Genomic DNA, 21887 nt, shown 5'->3' on the forward strand with positions numbered 1-21887 from the left:
TGGTAGCCAGCGAAGAAAATCAGGATGAGCAGAAAGCCGATCATGCTCTGGACGGAAATACGCACGCTGGTCTCTCTCCACCTGATTCCCGAGGTGTTCCATGCACAAAGTCGTTCTGATTACCCCAAGCTATGCGCCGGATTTCGAGCGCTGCCGCATTCTGTGCGACAGCGTCCGGCAGCAGGTACACGGTCATGCCGAGCATGTCATTATCGTTGATCGGCAGGATGAGGCGCTGTTTTTGCCATTAGCGGGTAATGGCGTCCGCTTGCTGATTAAACAGGACATGCTGCCGGGCTGGCTGTATCAGCTGCCCTTTGCGCGCAAATGGTGGCTGAATTTGCGCGGGCTGCCGGTGCGCGGTTGGATTCTGCAACAGATCGTCAAGCTTTCTGTTGCTGAAGCCATTGACGCAAATCTATATCTGTTTGCCGATTCAGATGTCGCCTTTATCCGCCCATTCGAGGTCGGTGAGCTGCTGGATACGGCTGGGCGGGTGCGGCTCTACGGCGGCCCGCGCAAGCCGCAGGATATCGCCGATCCGCGCCATCGGGCCTGGTATCGACAGGCTGGCCAAGTATTTGGTTTGACCGGGCCGGGTTATCAGCAGCGCGACTATGTCAGCCAATTAGTAGCCTGGCGGCGCGATACCCTGGCACGTCTGACCCAGCGCATCGCCGCGCACGGCGGGCGCGATTGGCAGGTGGTACTGGCGAATACCCTGGATTTCTCCGAATATACCCTCTATGGCGTTTTTGCCGAGCATGTGCTGGGCGAAGCGGCTGGGCATGTGCTGGTCGACACCGAGCTGTGCGATTGCTCCTGGCATCACGAGATTAACAGCCAGGAGGATCTCAAGCGATTTATTGAGCAGGTGCCAGCGTCCTTCCCGGCGGTGCTGATTCAATCAAATCTTGGCATCGCACCGGCGGATTATGCGCAAGTGCTAAAGAACCGTGCAGGCCTTGGTACCTGAGGGCCGAAATCTTGGCTTGAGGTCTTGACAGATGAAAGCGGCCCAGTTGACTCAGGGCATTAGCGTTTCGACCTCAAACCCCACCACGACCTTGAACTCATGGAAGGCGCTGACTCAGAAGAAGGTCCGACGCTTGGGCTTCTTGAGCCTGTCGTCCTCTTCGACCGGCTGCGGACGGGGCGGCTCTGAGGCGGATGCAGGGAGAGTCGCCGGGGCATCCTGCTCCGAAGCGGATGTATACGATTCGTTATCACGCATGGCGTCGTAGAGCTCGCTGCGCAGCTTTGGGATCAGCTGACCTGTCAGTTCCTCAAGATGCTCGCGCTTGTGCCACCCCATCTTTTCAAACGACTGAAGGCCGCTCTTTTCAGCAATCTCGCAGGTGCGTGGGCTGATCTCCGCCCACATCATGCGCAAGTCATCGGCACGTTCGCGCACCAGCAACTCTTGAGCGTGCAGCTTTTCGAAGATCGGATCGAAGCGCGCAATCAGACGCCTTTGGATTCGCGGCAGAATCATATACTGGATGAGAATGAAACCTAGGATCGCGGCTACGGCAATCCCTGGCAAGGCCACAAGCATGCCCATGGCAACAGCGGCACCGGCCAGTCCGCCGCAGAGCAGCAACCAGAGTCCTCGCCAGCGCGCGCGGGACGACTTGAACCGGTCAACCGCCCTGTCGATCACCATCGCATGCAGCCGGAGCCGTTCGGCATAAGACTGGATCTGGGTAATCTGGTTATCCAACCGCCGGGTCGGTGCACGGCGTAACTCAGCGACCAAATCGTCGCGCGCCTTCTCGAAGTCCTCCATCGGCAGGCGCGACTTTGGCTTGTCGGCCAGGGGCACGAAGGTGTTATAGATCATCGGCAAGTCTTTGCGCGGGATCACCTTGCCGAGGTTCCAGCACAGCGCCCCATACGCCCGCGCAAAGTCGTGCAAGCTCTGGAACTGATCCACCTTGTTCAGGATAATCAGCATTTTGTGGTCGATACCCACCAGGGACTCGCGAAAGACTTGCAGTGTTTCGCCCGTCGTTCCAGGCTTATCCGGATCGAAGAAAACCATCACCAGGTCGGCGCGTTCAGCGAACCAGCGCACCACTCCGGGGAAGTCAAACCCCCGTCCGTTCTCGGCTTTGGCCTCATCGATCATGCCCGGGCTGTCGATCAGCGTCACCTGTTGCAAGAGCTCCGCAGGGCGCAGCTTCATTCGCACATGGGAGACCAGATGGTCACCAAAGTGGCGCAGCCCCTCATAGGGCAAGTCCGGATTGCTCACGACCGTCGGTCCATCCCGCTCGGTCGCGGTCGCGCCATAAGTGAGGATCGTAAACCCGTCATCCGTGGGAGCCACTCCGGTCTTCTGAACATCGTCGCCCAAGAGATGGTTCACGAACGTGGACTTCCCGGACGAATGATTGCCCAACAGCAAGACCTGCGGCGGCCGGCGCAACTCACCAACGGTGGGCGGACGTCGGAACATGAACTGTTTGGCCAGCGGAGCGAGCGGGTCCTGGTAGTAGTCGCGGATCCGGTGCGCGAATTCTTCTGTCACGTTATACAAAGGACATTCTCTTTTCGTCTGTTCGATGTCAGATCGGAAATCCAAGCGACCCTGTGCGTACAAGTCGGTACTGCTTGCAGAGGCTAACGAGGTCGGGAATGGCGGTCAAGATCGTTCTTGTACCGGACGGCTTGTCAGCAAATTCGGACATTTGCTTGACGACAAACACAACAAGCACAATCGAATGGCGACAGCTCGACCAGCAGGAACAGGCTTCGGGTTAGAATCCCTGGTTAGTGCCAACAACGCAGGGCTTTCGATCCTTGTTGCCCATCCTTCCGTCTGTGCTTGTTTGTGACCTCGGCTTGCTTTGATGGTCATCAACCCGCCGCCAGCCCTCCTGATCGCCGTTGTGCTGCTGCTCAATGGCTGCGCGACCTCGGGGCCCGTAGAGTCGCAGCAGGTGGTCACAGGAGATGGCTATCATCAGGCAGATCAGAGTGTTGAACACATACCCGAGCACTTCACGCCCATGTCGGCATCTGTGCTCGCAGATGAAAAGGAACGGCCGGTAAAGGTGGGCAGCGGCTTTATGCTGATTGATGACGCAGGCGACATGCGGCAGACGCGGCCAGCGCCGTTCAATTCCCGGGCTGGGTTGGCGAAGGTACTGGCGCAGCGGCTCAGGGCAACGCTGGCCCGACCTGGCTTCGATGGACATCAGACCCGTGGCCCCGTTGCGCTGACATCAGTGTCCTTGCGCGAGCTTGATCACGGCTGGTCACCCAAACTGGCGACTGGGCTGGCCGCGCTTGCGCCGCGCCTGTCCACAGGTCGCGTGACCGCCTACAACAGCGCGACAACCTCCAAGATCGCGCTGATCATCTTCAGCCGTGCCGAGCGTGTCGATGAGGCTGCCGTGCGTCAAGTGGCCGAGCTGCGCAGCCGGCTTGGCGAGCGCTTGTGCGTGCATCTGGTCACGGTTGGCGACCCAAGCGCCTGCTTTAAGCTGCAAGCGTTTAACCAGTGCGGAACCGCCGTCACCGGTGCCTCAATCGCGGAGCCGGAGGCCATGGCGGCCTTTGTGCTGCGGGTTTTCTACGGTGATCCGCTCGACAGCGATGGCGATGGGGTGGCGAATTACCAGGATCAGTGTCCGCGCACAGGACGCGGAATGCGGGTGAATTGGAATGGATGTCCATTCGATGAGTCCCGCTTGATGAAGCTCTTGCCGCGAGAAATTACGGAGCAAGGCTGGGCGTTGCCGCCGCCCTCAAGCCTGTAGCGACCGATGCGCACGCCCTTTCGCTTCAACGTGTTTTTGCTGGCCTTATTCGGCTTGGCGACCCTGTTCAGCCTGACGGCGCCCGCACAGCAGTTACCCATTTTCGACTCACTCGGTGAACGTCAACGAATCGATCAAATGCGTGCCGCGCCCTCCGGACAGGATGAGCCGCTTGCACAGCCCGAAGTCGAGACGCAAGACGCCCCCGCGCCGAGCGATGCTGAGCTGGAAGCGCCCTCAGCCATCGAGCAAACAGTGGCCGAAAGCCTCAATCAAGTCACGCTCGAAGAGAAAATCCAGCAGCAGGTGGTGCAACCGGAGCTGAGCCAGTTTGGTTATGATCTGTTTGATCAAGCACCCAGCACCTTCGCACCGGTGACTGATCTGCCCGTCCCCAGCGACTATGTTATCGGACCAGGTGATACTCTGATCGTGCAGGTCTACGGCAAGCTCAATGTTGAGTACAACCTGGTGGTCACCCGCGACGGACGCCTGCTGGTGCCGGAGTTGGGGCCGGTGCAGGTCGGCGGGCTGCGGTTTAACCAGGCGCAGGAATTGCTCAGCGCGCGCTTCTCCCGGCAAATCATCGGCGCTAAAGCCGTGGTGACTATGGGGGAGCTGCGCACCATCACCGTGTTGGTGGTGGGTGAAGTGGTCAAACCCGGCGACTACAATGTCAGCGGTCTGGCGACCCTGCTCAATACCCTGATTTCCACCGGCGGCGTCAAGCGCAGCGGCAGTCTGCGCAACATCCAGCTCAAACGGCGCGGCCGGACGCTGGCGACCCTCGATCTTTATGATGTGCTGCTGCGCGGCGATACCTCGGGCGATGTCAGCTTGCAGCATCAGGATGTCATCTTTGTGCCGCCGATTGGTCCAACGGTGGGCATTGGCGGCGAGGTGCAGCGCCCGGCAATTTACGAGCTGCTTGGCTCGAACGAAGACCAGGGTGCCGCTTCCGAAGCGATCGCGGACCTGGCGGACCCGAAGCCCGCACTCGGCACTGTTGGCGAGCTGATCGATCTCGCTGGCGGGCTGATGCCGACCGCCTCGCTCGCCGATGCCCATATCGAGCGGATTCAGAACGGCGAACGCTACACGCTGATTGCGGTTCCGCTCGACACGCCCGCCGGACGCGACACCGGGATTCAGACGGGCGATATTCTGCGCATCTTCCCGGTCAGCCGCGCCATGGAAGATGTCGTGCTGCTCAGCGGTCATGTGCTGCGTCCCGGTGGCTTTCAATTTCGCCCCGGCATGCGGGTGTCTAATCTGCTCAGCTCCCCGCGCCAACTCAGACCCAATGCTGATGTGTCCTTCGGCCTGCTGCGACGCGAAAGCCCAGACACCCGCCGCATTCAGATCGGCTATCTGGACATCGCGCGCATGTTCCGCGAACCGGGCGGGCGCGCTGATATCGAGCTTAGACCCCGCGACGAGATTATCGTATTCGATCTGCGTCAGCCACGGGTACAAGGGGTGGCGAATCTGGTGCGCGACCTGCGCACCCAGGCCGAGCCCGGACGTTACCCGCCGATGGTGGTGGAAGTGCGCGGCCAGGTACGCAACACGGGCACCTTTCCACTGGCAGCGCGCGCGCGGCTGCTCGACGTGATCGGTTTCGCCGGGGGGGCACTGGAACAGGCCGACACCGGCTATGGGCTCATTGCGCGCCAGCACGCAACCGAGGGGCGTCTGGAGTTTTTAAGCTTCAGCCTCAAGCGCGCCCAGGCGCACATACGCACCCCGGACAATCCACTGATCTATCCTGAGGATCGGATCTTTGTCTTCGACCGCCATGGGGAACGCACGACTCTGATCGGCGATGAACTCGATCAGCTAGTCGCGCAGACTCCCTATGGCGAAGCCTCGCCGGTGGTCTATGTGCGCGGTGAGGTGCGCCATCCCGGGCGTTATCCACTCGAACCCGGCATGCAACTGGCCGATCTGTTGCAAGCCGCCGGCGGGTTGACCGAGGAGACCTTCGGTCTGTCGGCTGAGCTGACGCGCTTCGAGCTGCTGGCCGGTGAGTATCAAGCCATTGAGCATCGCCAGATCGAGCTGGCCGGTATCGCCGCCGATGTCAACGGCGGCAACATCCTGCAACCGCATGATGAACTGGTCTTGCATCGCAAGCCCGATTGGCAACAGCGCGCCAGCGTGACCCTGGCTGGCGCGGTGCGCTTCCCCGGCGACTATCCCATCTCGCGTAGCGACACTCTGTGCCAGGTGGTCAAGCGTGCCGGCGGTCTGTCCGATGGCGCCTATCCCTTCGGCGCGGTCTTCATTCGCGAACGAGTGCGTGCACAGCAACAAGAAGCGCTGGATCGTATTCAAAACAATCTCGACGATCTGCTGGTCAGATTATCCCTATCCTTCGGGGCCAAGAACGATGAAAAGACCCCGGCCGGCGAGCGCAAGCAGGAACTGATCAAGGTGATCAATCAGCTCAAGCGCAGCGAAGCCATCGGGCGCCTGGTGATCGACCTTGAAGGCGCCATGGACTGCTCCGGGGAGGCCAACATCATGCTGCAGGATGGCGACCGACTGACCGTGCCAACCATGGCCCATGAAGTGACCGTGGTCGGTGAGGTCTATCATCCGACCTCTCATCTGTATCGCAAGAAGCTCAACAGCGCCGATTATGTCGAACTGAGTGGCGGCACCACCGTGTTGGCGCGGCGCAATCATGTCTTTGTGATCCAGGCCAATGGCGAGGTCATGTCAGTGCGCGGTGGTGACTGGCGGCATAGCGCCGGGCGGGTCAGCATCACCCCCGGCGCAACCATCTATGTACCGCTCAATGTGGATCGGATGAATCGCCTCGAAAGCGCCGAATCCTGGTCACAGATCCTCTATCATCTGGGCATCACCGCCGCGAGCCTGAATGTCATCGGGCTGTTCGATTGATCTTGAGCTTTTTCCTGATTTCCCGATTTCCTGATTGCTCAATTTTCCCGATAACGCACGATCATAGCGAGCCATGACCTACTTAACCGACCGTTATGTCAACTTCTTCACCGATTACGGCTTCAAGCGCCTGTTTGGAGAAGAACCGCACAAGGATCTGTTGCGGGCGTTTCTCAATGCGCTGTTGGGCGATGAACAGGGCGAGATTGTCGATCTGACCTATCTGAAAGACGAGCAACTCGGTCGCACCGCAGTAGATCGCAAAGCCATCTTTGATCTCTACTGCGAAAACGAGCGCGGCGAGAAATTCATCGTTGAGCTGCAAAAGGCCAAGCAGAATTTCTTCAAGGATCGCAGCGTCTTTTATGCCACGTTTCCCATCCAACAGCAGGCCCGGCGCGGCGACTGGGATTTTCGCCTCCAAGCCGTCTACACCATCGGCATTCTGGATTTTGTCTTTGCCGAAGACCAGCAGGACACCGACAAATACCGCTACGACATCCAGCTCCAGGACATCGAGACCCATCGAGTCTTCTACGACAAACTCACCTTCATCTACCTGGAGATGCCCAAATTCAACAAGCCCCTCGATCATCTCGACACCCCGATCGACAAATGGCTCTACGCCATCAAGTATCTCGACCGCCTGGATCGGGTGCCCGATGTGTTGCGCGAACAGGTGTTCGAGCGCTTCTTCGAGGTGGCTGAAATCGCCAATTTCACCCGCGAGGAGCTGCAAAGCTACGAAGACAGTTTGAAATACTATCGGGACCTGAAAAATTCTTTTGATACCGCGCGGGCCGAAGGTCGAGCGGAAGGTCGGAAAGAGGGGCGCGAAGAAGGTCGAGCGGAAGGTCGAGAAGAAGGCGTATTGAGCGTGGCACGCAATCTGCTTGATGTTCTCGACGATGACACGATAGCGCAGAAAACCGGTTTGGATGCGCACACCATTGCGACCTTGCGCAAAGCATCCCAGACCTGACTGCGGCGGCGTGAACGGAATCCTGACCGCATTCCATGACCACCTCTGAGAAAGACCATCAGCGCGAGACTGCGCCTCAGCCGCTGGTGGCGTCTTCGCCCCCGGCACTGCCCTATGGGCTCGACGACGAGATCGACCTGATCGAGTATCTGGTCGCGGTATTTCGCAACAAACACTGGATACTGCTGCTAGCATTCGTGATGGCAGGGGGCGGTTTTGCGCTGGCGCGCTCCTTGCCGGATCGCTACGAAGCCTCGGTGCAACTGGCGCTGCGCGATCAGGTCAATCCCGGCGGGGTCGCGCCCGACGAGCGCCGCGCTTCTCAGGCATTAACCCTGGTCGAGCAGAGCTTCGTGCTGCGCAATGTCAACGAAAATTATCGCCACATTGTGATGGCGCGGATGCGCAGCCGCACCTTTACCTTGCATTTCATTGAGCAGCGCAACCTGATGCCGGCGCTCTTTGCTGAGCACTGGGATGCGGAGCACAACGCCTGGCGCGACGACTTCAAGCCGAATATCAACGAAGCCGTGCGCCTATTTCGTGAACAGGTACGCTCGGTGGTGCATAATCCCGAGAACGATCTCATACGCATTTACATGCGCTGGCATGACCCGCAACGGGTCGCCGACTGGGCCAATGCCTTCGTGGAGGATTTCAACGACTATTGGCGTGCCCGGGCCATTGAGGAAAGCGACCGCAAACGTGCTTTTTTAATGCAACAGTTGCGCGACACCATGGTGGTGGAACTGGAAAAATCCATCTACCGCATGATTGAAGCCGAAACGGCAGTTGAAATGCTGGCACGCGCACGCGATAACTATTTACTCGAAGTGCTGGATGCCGCAGTTCCTCCGGAGTATAAATTCAGCCCATCAACCAAACGTCTGGTGCTGCTGGGCTTCTTTGCCGGTTTCAGTCTGGGGGTGGTGGGTGCCATTGCCTCGGTGCTGATCCGGCGCATTTTCAAAGCTATGCAGAGTTATCGCGCACGCACCGAACACAAGCCCCCTGATCCGCCCGACAGCGAGTCAGGCCGTGAATCAGGTCGCAAATCAAACGACACCACAGATCACGAACCAGCCACCGCACTGGCTCCCTGGGAGCCCTACCTGAGCGACATCGATTGAACACCGAGCCGACCCACTCAAACGCAACACGGACGAAAGCAACACGAATGGATGCACCACTGGGCGACAAACTGCTGCGGGCCCTGCCCGCTCTGGCGGTGCGCGGTGGCGGGCTGGGTTTGCAGATCGCAATGAGCTTAGTCATCGCCCGGCTACTCGGCGCCGAGGGTATGGGGCTCTATACCCTTTATGTCACCTGGCTGGTGCTCTTTGCTGAGCTAATTAGCCTCGGCATGCCGATCTATGTCTTGCGCACCGTGGCGGCGCTGAAGGCACAGGGGCATGGCGCGGTCGCCGGAGGCTTTCTCGCCCGTGCGCTCGGCCTGGTGGTGCTCATCGGTGCCGCACTCATGCTATTGCCCTGGTCGTTTGCTACTCCCATGGCAGCGGTGGTGGCTGATGACGCCAGCCTGGCTCCGGCGCTGCACATTGCCGCCGCCGGAGCGCTGCTGTTTGCCAGCCTGCGCATTTTAGCCGAGGCACTGAAGGGCGTCGGCGCCACCCAGCGCGCGCTTCTGGCCGAATCTGCCGTGATCCCGCTAGTAGTGCTGGGGCTGCTACCGCTGCTGTTGGTGGAGGGAGTACTCAACGAGCGACATCTGCTGTGGTTGCATGTGTTTGCAGTGACTCTGGCGCTGCTGCTGACGCTAATCTTCTGGCTGTTTGCCAGGCCGCGCGCGGCGCAGCTGCCGCAACCGCAACCGTCGCAACCACCGCCACCGTCATTGCCACAACCAGCAGCGTTCACGCCACCGTCGATCATCTCCTCCGCCCTGCCACCGCTATGGGGCAGCACCCTGCTGAACATGGCCTATGTGAGCTTGCCGATCCTGATCCTGCCGCAGTTTGCCTCGGTCGATGAACTGGGACAGTTCGGCGTCGCCTTTCGGCTTATCAACCTGGTCACCGTCATTCTGGTCACCCTGGGGGCGATTTTCGGGCCCCAGTTCGCCGCTGCCTATACGCTGCGAGATGCCAGTGGGCTGCGCCAGCTGCTCCGGCGCAGCCAGCATTTCTCCTTGCTGCTCTATGGCCCGGTGTTCATCATCTTTACCTTCTTTGCCGAGCCCCTGCTCGGACTCTTTGGCGAGGAATTCCGCTCGGCAGCCCTGTTATTGGCCATCATGGCGATGGGCCAACTGGTGAATGCCGCCACCGGACTGGTGGGTTATCTGCTCAACATGATGCACCGGGAACGTACCGAATTTATGATTTTGCTCATCACCGGCGGATTCATGACAGTTGCTATGATCATCGGCGGCACCCTGGCCGGTATGCTGGGTGTTACCCTGGCCTATAGCGCCGGACTGATGCTGAAAAATCTGTTATCCCTGCTCTTTTCTCTCCGGGCGCTGCGCGGGCTGGAAAGCGCCGGGGCCACCACAACGCCATCGCATGCCCCATTATGACTTCCGCCAAGCCACTCGACTTCGTCATCATCGGTGCACAAAAATCCGGCACGACCTCGCTGTTTCGCTATCTCGAAAAGCACCCACAGCTGTTCATGCCCCCGGAGAAGGAACTGCCCTTCTTCAGCCGCGATGATCTCTTTCAGGCCGGTTGGCCCACGCTGGTGGCTGAGCATTTCAGCGCCGCGCGCCCGGAGCAACTCTGGGGCACCGCCAGCCCGCAGTATCTGGCCGACCCTCGGGTGCCTGCACGCTTGCATGCTGCCAATCCGCACCTGCGCCTGATCGCGCTGCTGCGCAACCCGATTGATCGCGCCTTCTCGCATTTCACCATGTCACTGCGCCGGGGCATGGAAAAGCGCGATTTCGCTCAGGCCGCAAACGAGTTGCTCACCCCAGAAGCGCTGGCACGCGACCGCAACGCCATCCCGCCTGATTATGCCGAGGGCTATGCGCAGGCCAATGCCGAGGTGACGCGCTATTACTTTGTCTGGAGTGAATATGCCCGGGCGTTGAAGCGGTTCCTGGACCAGTTTCCGCCCGAGCAACTGCTGGTGCTCTTTATGGAGGACATGCAGCGCGAGCCCCAGGCCAGCATTGATGCCGTGCTGCACTTTCTTGGTCTGCCGGCCGATTATCAGCCTTCCAATCTCGGCAAGGTGTACCACAAAGGCGGCGGGCGCCAGCTCATCCCTAATGCCTGGCGCGAAGCGCTGAAACGCAATGGCGCCTTCCGTACGGTCTGGGATCGGGTGCCGCCACGCACGCGCGGCATGATCAACTATTGGTACGATCAGCTGAATGTCCGCAAGAGCAAGGCCGCTGCGGCTGAGGCGCTCACGGTGCAGACGCGCCAGCAACTGGCGGAGCACTTTGCTGCCGATGTACGCCAGATTGAAATCCTGATCGGTCGCCCGGTCCCCTGGACGGATTTTGCCACTTAAGCCGGGAGCTTCGCCATGACTCAACACAGCCCGATCCCCGTCCCGATCCCGGTTACGCTGATTCTGGGAATTCCGGTTGATGATCTGACGCCGGAGCTGGCGGTCGCGCACACTCTGGCGCTGGTGGATGCCTATCATCAGGATGGTCGCGCGCGTCAGATCGTCACCGTTAATGTGGATTTTCTCACCAATGCGCTGGGTTGGACCCCCTGGTCGGCACCACGCCACCCGGAGCTGCTGGAAATTCTGCGCCGCGCCGATCTGGTCACTGCCGATGGCATGCCGGTGGTGTGGCTTGCGCGACTGTTAGGCACCCCATTGCGCGGTCGGGTGACCGGCGCTGATCTGGTGCCAGCACTGGCTGCCGCGCTAGCCCACAGCGAGCAGTCGCTCTATCTGCTGGGCGGAAAAGGCGATATCGGGCGGCAGGCCGCTGACAAGCTAGTGACTGCATATCCCGGTCTGCGCATTGCCGGCGTCTATTCCCCTTTTGTGCAGACCGAGGGCGAGGCCATGCTGCTGTCGGATGAAGAAGATGCCGAGATTGTTGAGCGCATCAACGCCGTCGCGCCGGATGTACTGCTGATCGGCTTTGGCAACCCCAAGCAGGAGATCTGGTTTCACCGCAACCGCCACCGCCTCAAGGCCGGGGTCAGCATCGGCATTGGCGGCACCTTCGAGTTCATCGTCGGACGGGTGGTGCGCGCGCCCAAATGGATGCAGCGCACCGGCCTGGAGTGGATCTGGCGCATCAGCCAGGATCCCAAACGCCTGTGGAAGCGCTATGCCGTCGGCTTTGCCAAGCTCGGCGTGATGAGCCTGCCGCTGGTGGTGCATTATCACTGGCAACGCTGGCGTCATCGTCAACATCTTCAAGCGTCTGCGTCTGCCGCCGCCCCTGCCCATGCTTCCGCATCTCCGCCCGCCACGGCACCCCTGGCCGCACCCCTGGCCAGCTCAACCGCGCCAACCGCCCCACCCGAGTGCCACACCCTGAACCTACCCGAGGTGGCCGATGCCGCCTGGGTCAAACAACAACCGCCGCCGTCGGCCTGGTCAGAGACAACAGAACTGCTGGTGGATTTCAGCGCGGTTCGGTTTCTGGACTCCAGTGCGCTCGGCTATCTCGCGCGCCTGTGGAAATCGCGACAAAATACCCGCACCAGCCTCGCGGCTATCGGCCTGGAGCAGACCCCGGCGGCCAGTCTGCTGAAAATGACCCGCACCTGGGATCTGTTTGCGCAGCGCACCGGTGATGCCAACACATTGGAACCGCATGAGACTTCAGTGGCCACCGAACAGATCGAAGCCGTAACCCGCCTCGGCGACTGGACGCTCTCTACCACCGATCAGGGCGTGGTCATCGCCACCCCCGGCGCCCGGCTGGATGCCGATCAGGTCATGCGCCTGAATCTGGACGCCCTGGCCGCGCAGCTCGGCAGCCGGCATCTGCTGCTTGATCTCAGCGCACTGACGTTCATCGACAGCACCGGGCTAGGATTTTTGTTTCGCCTGCAACGCAAGCTCCAAGACCACAACCGGCGGCTGGTGCTCTGCGAACCGCAGCCCGTTGTGCGACAGTTGCTTGACATCACCCGCCTGACCGCCCTGTTCGAGCTGAGTGCCACGCAAGCGCAGGCGTTGCGCCAGCTGCATGCGGCCTGATTTCCTCACCCGCCTAAGGATAGTCAAGATGCAGATTTTGGTCGTCGATGACGATACCTGGATGCGCCAGGCACTGGTCGCCATGCTCAGCTCCTGGGACTATGAGCCGCTGGAAGCGGCCGATGGTGAAGAAGCTTGGACGCTGCTTCAGCAGCACCCGGTCAGCCTGGTGCTATGCGACTGGATGATGCCCAAGCTTGACGGGGTCGAGCTGTGCCGGCGGCTGCGTGCCGCCGACTGGCCGCACTACATCTATGTGATTCTACTCACCGGCAAAGATCAAACGGCTGATCTGATCGCCGCCTTCGAGGCCGGCGCGGATGATTTTCACACCAAGCCGGTCAAAGCCGGCGAGCTGCGGGTGCGCATTCGCGCCGCGCGACGGGTACTGGAACTGGAACAGGCGCTGGTGGCGCGCAACCAGGACTTGCAGGGGATGAATCAGGCCCTCGCCGCCAGCCAGGCGCGGGTGCAACGCGACCTGGAGGCGGCGGCTGAGGTACAGCGCGACCTGCTGCCGCGCTCGGCCGCCGTGGGACTGCCGGTGCGCCTAGCCTGGTCGCTGCTGCCGGCCGATGAACTGGCTGGCGACAGCTTCAATGTCTTTGCCTTTGATGCGCGCTATCTGGGCTTTTATGTGATCGATGTCTCCGGCCACGGCGTACCGGCCGCCATGCTTTCGGTGCATCTTGCCCGCACCCTGGCCCCGGAGCCGCGCCCGGACAGCCTGGTGCGCCGCCCGGAGACGCCGGCACAGAAACCGACCGGACGGCTGCGCTTCGGTCGCGGCTCGCCCTCAAGCCGTGCGGCGCCCTATCGCCCGCCGGTTGAGGTGCTGACGCGGCTGAATCAGAGCCTGCTCAATGATGAGCGCGGCAGTCTTTATTTCACCATGATCTATGGCATCCTCGACACCAGCAGCGGCCAGGGCGAGCTGTGCCAAGCCGGGCATCCCTATCCGCTGATCAGCCGGGCCAACGGCCAGATCGACCGGCTGGGTGAGGGTGGCTTCCCGGTCGGTCTGCTGCCGGATGCCGAGTACGAGAGCATTGATTTTTACTTGGCCGCTGGCGACCGTCTGCTGCTGTATTCAGACGGCGCGACTGAATGTTTCGACGCCACGCAGCAGGCCTTCGGCGAGGAGCGCCTGTGCGCGGCCCTGACGGCCGGACGTGATCAACCCCTGGAGCCGATGCTTCAGGCCATTGAGCAGGCCCTGCGCGACTGGCACCGCCAGGCCGCGCCCGCAACCACACAAGCGCCAGGCTTTGACGACGACGTGTCGCTGCTGGCGATAGAGCGCGAGTGAAGATCAGCGCGCCCCACCTCAACTCACGAGTAATTGTTAACCGATGGACGATCTTCAGTTGCAAGACTATCCGCAGGCGCGGGTGATTCGCCTGAATCTGGGCCGGCTAACAGCCAGCAGCGCAGCCAAGGTGCTGACGCGTGTTCTGACCGCTGGCGCCGGTGCCCCGGCGCTGATTATTGATCTCAGTGCGGTCGAATTCATGGACAGCACCGCCATTGGCGAGCTGGTGGTGCTGACACGCCGCTTGCGCGAGGCGAAGCGGCCCTATTGCCTGGCTGAACTCCGACCGCCCCTAATGAGCCTGGCACGTCTGATGCGTTTGGAGCGCGCGTTGGCCTTCTGCGACAGCGTCCAGAGCGCCCTAACGCGCTTTGAACAACCACCGACCCAGGGGTGACAGGAGGCCGCCATGACAGCAGGAGCCTGCCACGAACTGCGCCTGGAGATCGACAGTCGGCTGGAGTGCGTCACCCCACTCGGCCTCTGCCTGCATACATTGGCCCGGCAGTTGGGATTCGATGACATGCAGGCGTATCAGATTCAAACCTGCTGCGTCGAGGCGCTTAACAATGCCATCATCCATGCCTACGCTGGCGAGCCTGGTCATCTGGTGTCGGTGCGCTGGCATACTCAAGCCAACGAACTGCTGGTTGAGATCGAGGATTGCGGTCGCGCCATGACGGTGCCACCGTGCGAGCATGAGCCGGATCCAGAGGCCGAGAGCGGCCGTGGCTGGTGGATCATGCGCCAATGGATGGACAGCGCCGAGTATTGCGATCTGGGCGAGCGTCATTATGTGCAGCTGCGACGGAGCATCGGAGAAGCTTAAAGCCTATGAAGATCCAGCTGTTATCACGAATCCCCTGCTGGCTTGGCGTCCTGTTACTTGGTGTTCTGTGCGCGCTCGGTTTTGGTCAGACCAGCGCAGACTCAGAAACTCCGTTGCGTTTTGGCGTGGTGCCTCAGCAATCCGCCAGTCGCCTGGCCGCGCTCTGGGTGCCCCTGCTCACTGAGCTGGAGCAGCGTGGTGCACCCGCCCTGGTGTTCCGTACCGCCCCGGATATCCCGACCTTCGAGCGCCGCCTGGCCGCCAGCGAGTATGATCTGGCCTTCCCCTCCCCGGCTGCCTTCGCCGCCAGTATTCTGACCCGCGCCAACCTCGCCAGTGCGGGTGTGCACTTTCGGCCGCACTATGTCTCCTCGCACGACTCGGTCTATCGCGGTGTGGCCAAGGGGCTGTATCCGGCTGGCGGCGGCGTAGTGCGCACCTTCGAGTCTGTGGCGCCGGACATTCGCAAGCAACTGCGGATTTTCTGGACCAGTGACGGCTATACGCCACACGCCTTCGCGGCTCATCCACGTTTGTTGGAAGAGACCGTCAGCGCCATTGCCACCGCCATGCTCGGACTCTCCGAGGATGAAACAGGGCGTGCCCTGCTGGAGCCACTGCACCTGCCGGGGCTGGAGGCCGCCCAGAATGCCGAATGGGATGATGTGCGCGCGCTGGATATTCAGCTGCTCGACGAGCTGATCGAGCAAGTCCCTTGAGCTTTCGGCTCAAAACCATTCTCGGCATCGCGCTCATTGAGAGCGCCCTGCTGCTGGTGCTGGTGCTGAACACCCTCGACTTTCTGCATTCCTCCAATCAGGAACAATTGCTGCAACGCTCGCGCACCATGACGCAGCTGTTCGCAGCCACCGCCAAGGACGCGGTGCTGGCCACTGACCTGGCCTCGCTTGATGATCTGGTCGCGGAAATGCTCGACCAGCCCGATGTGCGCTACGCCCGAGTGCGCGGTGATGACGCCATCCTGGCCGAGGCTGGGGAACTGGAGGCACTTGCGCGGCCTTTTCGCGCTGATCAGGATTTGCGCGCGGTCGAGGACGGCCTGTTCGATGTCAGTACCGATATTCTGGTTGGTGAGCAGCGGTTCGGCAGCGTCGAGCTGGGGCTGGCGACCAGTCATCTACACGCGGTGCTGAAACGCGCGCGGCGCTGGACCATCAGCATCGCGGTGCTGGAAGTGCTGCTGGTGGCGATTTTTTCCTGGGTGCTGGGCACCTGGCTCACCCGGCAGCTCAAGCACCTGCGCCAAGCCTCCGAGACCATTGCGGAACTGGGGCCGGGGGTACAGATTCTGGAGCAGGGGCGCCCAGGGCAGCCACGCGATGAGATCGCCACCGCTGTGCGGGCGTTTAATCGCATGTCCGCCCGTCTGGCCGACAGCTATCGCGACCTGACCGCCGCGCTTAATGAGGCACGCCAGCTTGAGCAACGCGCGGCGCGCAACGAAGCCAAGAATGCCGCCACCCTATCGGCCTCGCTCGATGCCATTGTCACCGCCGATGCGCACGGGCGGATTGTCGAGTTCAACGACAATGCCGCCCGCCTGTTCGGCTACCAACCCGCCGAGGCCATTGGCGCGCCCATGGCCGAGCTCATTATCCCCGAGCGCATGCGCGCTGCTCACCAGCGCGGCATGGACCGGTACCTGAACACCGGCACGGGCCGGGTGCTCAACCGTCGGCTGCAACTGCCAGCGCGGCATCGCGATGGTCATGAGTTCACCGTGGAGATGAACATCTCGCCCATCCAGACCGAGGACAGCACTCTGTTCACCAGCTTTATGCGCGACATCAGCGCCGAACAGGCGGCCGAGCGTGAGCTGCGCCTCGCCGCCCAGGTGCTGGAAGCCAATGAAGGCATCATGATCACCGATGTTGAGGGGCGCATTGTGCGCGTCAATCGCGCCTTCACTCGCATCACCGGCTACAGTGCCGAGGAAGCCCTGGGCCAGAATCCGCACATGCTCGCCTCCGGTCGCCAGGATCGCGCCTTCTACGCAGCTATGTGGCGCACCATCCGCGCGCAGGGACAATGGCGCGGCGAGATCGAGAACCGGCGCAAGGACGGCGGCATTTATCCCGAACTGCTGAGCATCACGGCGGTGCGCGACGAGCAGGACCAGACCACCCACTATGTGGCGCACTTTTTCGACATCAGCGCACGCAAGCAGACCGAGGAGCGGCTGCGCAAGGCGCGCGTGCAGGCCGAAGCCGCCAATGTCGCGAAAAGCCGTTTTCTGGCCACCATGAGCCATGAAATCCGCACCCCGCTCAATGCCATCATCGGCATGAATCAACTGCTGCTCGAATCCGGCCTGAGTCCTGAACAGGCCCCCTTCGCACGTTCGGCGGTCGATAGCGGCCAGTTGTTGCTAGCCTTGCTCAACAATGTGCTGGATTTTTCCAAGATTGAGGCCGGGCGTCTGACCCTGGAGCCGGACTGGTTCGACCCGCTGGCCACAGTCGAGGCGATCGTCGCGTTGTTCCGCAACGAAGCTGCCAGCAAGGGCATCGACTTGACGATGGTGACCGGCTCAAACCTGCCGGCGCAATGTTTTGGCGACCGCCTGCGCGTCCAGCAGATTTTGACCAATCTGCTCGGCAATGCGGTCAAGTTCACCGAACAGGGCGGTATTTCCTTAACGCTCGACTATCAACTCCCGGCAACGGGCGTGGAGGGCCGCTTGTGCATGGCAGTGCGCGACAGCGGCATCGGGCTGTCCCAAGCCGATCAAGCGCACCTGTTTGATGAGTTCGTGCAGGCCGAGGACGGCACCACCCGCCGCTTTGGCGGCACCGGCTTGGGCCTGGCCATCAGCCAGAAACTCGCCCAACTGATGGGCGGACATATCCGCTGCGAGAGCACGCCGGGCGCCGGCAGCACCTTCCATGTTGAGCTGCCAATGGCGGCCAGCTTAGATTCGCCAGCGAGCACCGGCGCGACTGTACCGAGTGCAGCGCCGTCTGTGGACACAGCACCCGGAACCGCCAGAATTCTGTTGGTCGAGGACAATCCGCTCAATGTCGAAGTCACCCGCGCCGCGCTGCAACAATCGCATCATCAGGTCAGCGTAGTGGGCAGCGGGCTCGATGCGCTGACCCGCGTCGATCAGGAGACCTTCGATCTGATCCTGATGGATATTTCCATGCCCGGCATGGACGGACTCGAAGCCACGCGCCGCATTCGCGCCGGCCAGTCAGCCAATCGCACCACCCCGATTATTGCCATGACCGCCAATGCCTTCGCCGAGGATCGCGAACGCTGCGCGCAGGCCGGCATGAACGATTTTCTCTCCAAACCTATCGATATCGGCAAACTGCGCCAGCTCATGACCCAATGGTTGAGCCAGGCCGCATCCATACAGGGCGCCTCGTCAGACACCCTATCCGCCCTACCCAATCCACTGATTGAAGCCGCCGAATATGCTGTCCTGGAGCCACAGGTGCTCACGCAACTGGCGGCCGAAACCACGTCCGACCTGCCGCGCATGCTAGTCGAAATGTTCCTAGGAGAACTCAAGCAGCGCATCGAAGAACTGCACGCACTGCACGCCGCTGGCGACCTGACCGCACTCGGCGCCGCCGCGCATAGCCTGAAAGGCAGTGCCGGCACCCTGGGCGCCAACCGCTTGCAGCACATGGCACAGCAGCTTGAGCAAGCCGGCAAAGCCGCAGACCCGGCGCATGCTGAACAAGCCCTGACCGCGCTGACACAGGTAACGGAAGCGACCCAAAGTGCGCTGACGCTTTGGTTTGCCTCGGATCGGGAGGCGTGACCGAGGGTTCCCAAACCCTGTCATGCTCTGGCCGTTCAGTGAGTCGAGAGTTCGAATCAACTCATGCGCTTAGCATTTTGGATAGCTGAACACCTTAACCTCCCCGGGCGCTGAGCTGTGGTGAATGCTGAACTGGTGAGTCTTAAGATCGGCTTTCAGCGTGACGCTTTCGCCCGGCTGCGAGCTAGGCTGCAAACCGGGCTGCGGGCCCTGCTCCGGGTCTTTTTCTAAGTCTTGCGCTGATCCTGACGCTGACCAGGTCATTTTCAGTTTACTCGGCGGAGTGTCGGCGATTGTGAGCTGGCCAGAGAAGGCGGCTGAGGTATTGCGCAAGCGCATCATTTCAAGCTGATCCCGCACTACGGCGCTTTGCAGTCCGATGGCGATCATGTCATTGGTCAATGTGGTGCGGTTGATTTCCTTGTGACCGGCAGTGCCTCCGTTGTCGGCGGCGGCATAGTCGTTCTTACCGGCGAACAGATCCAGGTACCACACCTGCGGAATGCCGGGCATGAACAGCTGAATGGCGCGCGCCAGGCGCAGTTTCTGTTCATCTTCGCCCAAGGCGCTGAAATAGGTGGCATTGATCTGGTAGTAGGCGATCTTTTTGCCATCTGGACCAAACAGATTCTTCACCCGGCCGCCGCGCGCCAGCACTCGCTCAATCACGGCCTCGATCGCGGTACTGTCGAGCAAGCCGGGCTGATAGCCATCCCCGGCGTCAAAGCCATCGAGATCCAGTACCGGGATGCCATCATGGCAACCGAGCATATTGACGGTGCGAAGGCCCTGGGTCTGGATTTCATCGATCCAGCGCAGCAGGTAGGTATTGCGGCCCTGGTCAAGCGCATCCAGCAGCAAACCGGGCAGGAAGAAGTCGTAGATGGGATATCCGGCCTGCGCGACCTCGGTGTGCAGTCCCTTGCCATACTGGGCATGAATCTCGGGCAGCAGCGTAAGCTGCTTGGCCTCGGCTATGGTTTTCAGGCGGTCGAGGTAGTCCCAGGTGCCAGGAGTGTTGAAGAAATTGCTCAGGCCCGGCTGCTTGTGCAAATAGGCAAAGGCATCAAGGCGAATCAGTTTGCCGCCAAAATCCGCCAGCTGTTGCAGCGTCTGCTCATAGAAATCCCAGGTGGCCTCGGATTCGGCATTCAAATCCATCTGCCCGAGATAGCGCCGCTTGGATTCGACAATGTTGGCAATATGCTCCAGATAATCCAGATAAAAGCCCAGATCCAGGTCGCGAAAATCCTCACCAGCCGCGATCTTGGCATTCACCTGCTGAAGAATATCCTGCAAGGCCGCGTGGGGAATAATGCGCAGGTGTTTCAGATCCTCGAACTCCAGCTCCCGATAATGGATCTCCTGATAGAAGGTGTTCCAATAAGGGCGCTCAGACCCGTCCGGAAAGCGGACAAATAAAATGGGCAACCCCGGCTTGCGCATGAACAGCCGGTTCAGATGGGTTTCGTGCGGGATGATGTAGCCCGCTTCGCTCATCTCCCCTTCGCCTTCCCAAAACTTGTTCCAATCGATAAAAAAGTCGCGATAGCGTGACTGATCGCCCTTCTCCAGCATGTCAAGAAACTGCGGCGAGCGCACCGAGAGGTGATTCAGCACCAGATCAAACTTCAACACGATGCCGAGTTGCTGGAGCGCCTGGAGATCTTCCTGGCCTACCAGTTCGTCATTGATTGCGTAGTGACTAATGGAGAATCCTCGATCCAAATCGCTCTGGAAAAAGGTCGGCAGGATGTAAAACAAAGAAAAGACGTTCTCCAGCTCGGGGCGTTGCAAGAGCGCGACAGTATCGCTCAGTTTGGTGCCAATACTGTCGGGGTAAGCATTCAACATGACCCCATTAGGTAGGGAAGAATCAACCATCAAATCACCTGCTGCGTGTCAAGGGACGTTAAAGTTACGCCCTGTACCTTGGTTGGGAGACCATTGCTACCAGCGATCAAACGTCTTTCGCCTTTCAAGTTTAGCAAGGCTTGGGCATGTTGCTTGGCCGCATGGCATGGACATCACTCATCCCCCTCCGGCTGCACCATCGCGTCCCGCCGCCTCGCCTTGACAGTCTATATAGACCGATTCTAAGCTTCGGTAACAGCGAACCCTTATTGTGAGATTGGCCGTACCAGTCAGTAGCCGTCAATACACGTGCTTGACCTAAAAGGACTCAATACCTTAGGCATCACCTGACCGGCCACCGGGTTCGCGATTCACGAACACCCCGAAGGCGAAACCATCACACTCCAGAATGCCCTCGGTTACTACCACCCCGAGGATCAGCCCAAGATCAGGGCTGCCGTACAGGCCGCGCTCGAACAGGGGCAGGCCTACGAGATCAATGCCCGTGTCATCACCGCCAAGGGCCAAACGCGCTGGATCCGCAGTCTGGGCAAGCCCCTGTTCGAAGATGCTCAGGTGGTCAGGGTTCTGGGGGCCTTCGAGGATATTACCGAGCACAAACGCAACGAGGAGGCACTCAAAGAAAGCGAAGAACGCTTCTCGCTGGCCTTCCACAACAGTCAGGTCGCGATGTCGCTGATGTCTCCGGATGCGCGCTTTTTGAACGTCAATGAGAAAGCCTGTCAGATGTACGGCTACTCCCGCGACGAGTTGCTGGGGATGTCCATTCGCGCAATCACCCATCCCGAGGATCGCGCGGAATGCTTCCAGCGCTATCAGCACTATGTCGCAGAAGATCGCGATGGATATCTGTGCGAGAAGCGCTATGTCACCAAAAATGGACAGGTGCGCTGGGCCATGCTGGTGGCCTCAAAGGTGCGCAATGCCGAGGGCCAACTTCTCTACTCAGTCACCCAGGCACTGGATTTAACCCCGCTGAAGCAAGCCCACTGGGAACTGCTTGAAGCCAAGGAACAGGCTGATGCCGCCAATCAGGCCAAGTCCGCATTTCTCGCCAACATGAGCCATGAGATCCGCACCCCAATGAATGGAGATAGACTCTAGCCTTAAAAAAAGTGCTTTTTGATGCTATAACAGGTATATAAAAAACACTATCTCAACAGGCAAGGCGGCGAAGTTGCTTGGCGTAACAGTAAAAACAGTTCAGCGATGGGAGCGGGAAGGCAGACTGATTCCCGTCGCTCGCACCGATAGCAATCGCCGCCTTTACA

The 21887-nt window shown here is 60.5% G+C and carries 18 protein-coding genes; 15 read left to right on the forward strand and 3 right to left on the reverse strand.

The window, feature by feature from the left end:
• Positions 1–100: 100 nt before the first annotated feature.
• On the forward strand, positions 101–976 hold the full coding sequence (locus CKO36_RS11865; protein ID WP_200284275.1) for a DUF6492 family protein: 876 nt from the start codon (positions 101–103) through the stop codon (positions 974–976).
• 114 nt (positions 977–1090) lie between these two features.
• Here the strand turns inward: CKO36_RS11865 and CKO36_RS11870 are convergent, their stop codons facing one another.
• On the reverse strand, positions 1091–2533 hold the full coding sequence (locus tag CKO36_RS11870; RefSeq protein WP_200284293.1) for a dynamin family protein: 1443 nt from the start codon (positions 2531–2533) through the stop codon (positions 1091–1093).
• 322 nt (positions 2534–2855) lie between these two features.
• Between CKO36_RS11870 and CKO36_RS11875 the strand changes: the two genes are divergently transcribed.
• The 12 genes from CKO36_RS11875 (at position 2856) to CKO36_RS11930 (ending at position 18741) form a co-directional block, all read left to right on the forward strand.
• On the forward strand, positions 2856–3767 hold the full coding sequence (locus tag CKO36_RS11875) for a hypothetical protein (protein WP_200284276.1): 912 nt from the start codon (positions 2856–2858) through the stop codon (positions 3765–3767).
• 6 nt (positions 3768–3773) lie between these two features.
• Complete coding sequence (locus CKO36_RS11880; protein WP_200284277.1) at positions 3774–6677, forward strand: SLBB domain-containing protein; 2904 nt, start codon at positions 3774–3776, stop codon at positions 6675–6677.
• Between the two features lie 73 nt (positions 6678–6750).
• Positions 6751–7659: an Rpn family recombination-promoting nuclease/putative transposase gene (locus CKO36_RS11885; protein WP_200284278.1), complete on the forward strand. Its 909-nt coding sequence runs from the start codon at positions 6751–6753 to the stop codon at positions 7657–7659.
• 35 nt (positions 7660–7694) lie between these two features.
• Complete coding sequence (locus CKO36_RS11890) at positions 7695–8789, forward strand: Wzz/FepE/Etk N-terminal domain-containing protein (protein WP_200284279.1); 1095 nt, start codon at positions 7695–7697, stop codon at positions 8787–8789.
• A 47-nt stretch (positions 8790–8836) separates the two neighbouring features.
• Positions 8837–10198 (forward strand): lipopolysaccharide biosynthesis protein, encoded by a 1362-nt coding sequence (locus tag CKO36_RS11895; RefSeq protein ID WP_200284280.1) that lies wholly within the window; start codon positions 8837–8839, stop codon positions 10196–10198.
• Positions 10195–11142, forward strand: a complete 948-nt coding sequence (locus CKO36_RS11900; protein WP_200284281.1) for a sulfotransferase family protein — start codon at positions 10195–10197, stop codon at positions 11140–11142. The genes CKO36_RS11895 and CKO36_RS11900 overlap by 4 nt, the downstream gene beginning before the upstream one ends.
• 15 nt (positions 11143–11157) lie before the next feature.
• Positions 11158–12807 carry a WecB/TagA/CpsF family glycosyltransferase gene (locus CKO36_RS11905; protein WP_200284282.1) on the forward strand — a complete coding sequence of 550 codons (1650 nt, stop codon included), beginning with the start codon at positions 11158–11160 and terminating at the stop codon, positions 12805–12807.
• Positions 12808–12835: 28 nt separating this feature from the next.
• Complete coding sequence (locus CKO36_RS11910; RefSeq protein ID WP_200284283.1) at positions 12836–14116, forward strand: PP2C family protein-serine/threonine phosphatase; 1281 nt, start codon at positions 12836–12838, stop codon at positions 14114–14116.
• Positions 14117–14159: 43 nt separating this feature from the next.
• Positions 14160–14516 carry an STAS domain-containing protein gene (locus CKO36_RS11915; protein ID WP_200284284.1) on the forward strand — a complete coding sequence of 119 codons (357 nt, stop codon included), beginning with the start codon at positions 14160–14162 and terminating at the stop codon, positions 14514–14516.
• A gap of 12 nt (positions 14517–14528) precedes the next feature.
• Positions 14529–14948 (forward strand): ATP-binding protein, encoded by a 420-nt coding sequence (locus CKO36_RS11920; RefSeq protein ID WP_200284285.1) that lies wholly within the window; start codon positions 14529–14531, stop codon positions 14946–14948.
• 5 nt (positions 14949–14953) lie between these two features.
• Positions 14954–15667 (forward strand): PhnD/SsuA/transferrin family substrate-binding protein, encoded by a 714-nt coding sequence (locus CKO36_RS11925; protein WP_200284286.1) that lies wholly within the window; start codon positions 14954–14956, stop codon positions 15665–15667.
• A complete protein-coding gene (locus CKO36_RS11930; RefSeq protein ID WP_200284287.1) occupies positions 15664–18741 on the forward strand; it encodes a PAS domain S-box protein in 3078 nt (1025 codons plus the stop codon). The genes CKO36_RS11925 and CKO36_RS11930 overlap by 4 nt, the downstream gene beginning before the upstream one ends.
• A gap of 69 nt (positions 18742–18810) precedes the next feature.
• Here CKO36_RS11930 and CKO36_RS11935 read toward each other — a convergent pair whose 3' ends face one another.
• The gene (locus CKO36_RS11935; protein ID WP_200284288.1) at positions 18811–20625 is read right to left on the reverse strand and encodes an alpha-amylase family protein; all 1815 of its coding nucleotides are present in this window, start codon (positions 20623–20625) and stop codon (positions 18811–18813) included.
• A 306-nt stretch (positions 20626–20931) separates the two neighbouring features.
• A complete protein-coding gene (locus CKO36_RS20295; RefSeq protein WP_200284289.1) occupies positions 20932–21123 on the reverse strand; it encodes a hypothetical protein in 192 nt (63 codons plus the stop codon).
• On the opposite strand from CKO36_RS20295, the gene CKO36_RS11945 reads away from it, so the two are divergent.
• Both CKO36_RS11945 and CKO36_RS20455 read left to right on the forward strand, forming a co-directional pair.
• The gene (locus CKO36_RS11945; RefSeq protein ID WP_338053471.1) at positions 21043–21720 is read left to right on the forward strand and encodes a PAS domain-containing protein; all 678 of its coding nucleotides are present in this window, start codon (positions 21043–21045) and stop codon (positions 21718–21720) included. The genes CKO36_RS20295 and CKO36_RS11945 overlap by 81 nt on opposite strands.
• Before the next feature lie 49 nt (positions 21721–21769).
• Positions 21770–21887: MerR family DNA-binding transcriptional regulator (locus tag CKO36_RS20455; RefSeq protein WP_420826326.1), on the forward strand; the 118-nt coding region annotated here is incomplete at its 3' end.

Source organism: Rhabdochromatium marinum (assembly GCF_016583795.1).
GTDB classification, from domain to species: domain Bacteria; phylum Pseudomonadota; class Gammaproteobacteria; order Chromatiales; family Chromatiaceae; genus Rhabdochromatium; species Rhabdochromatium marinum.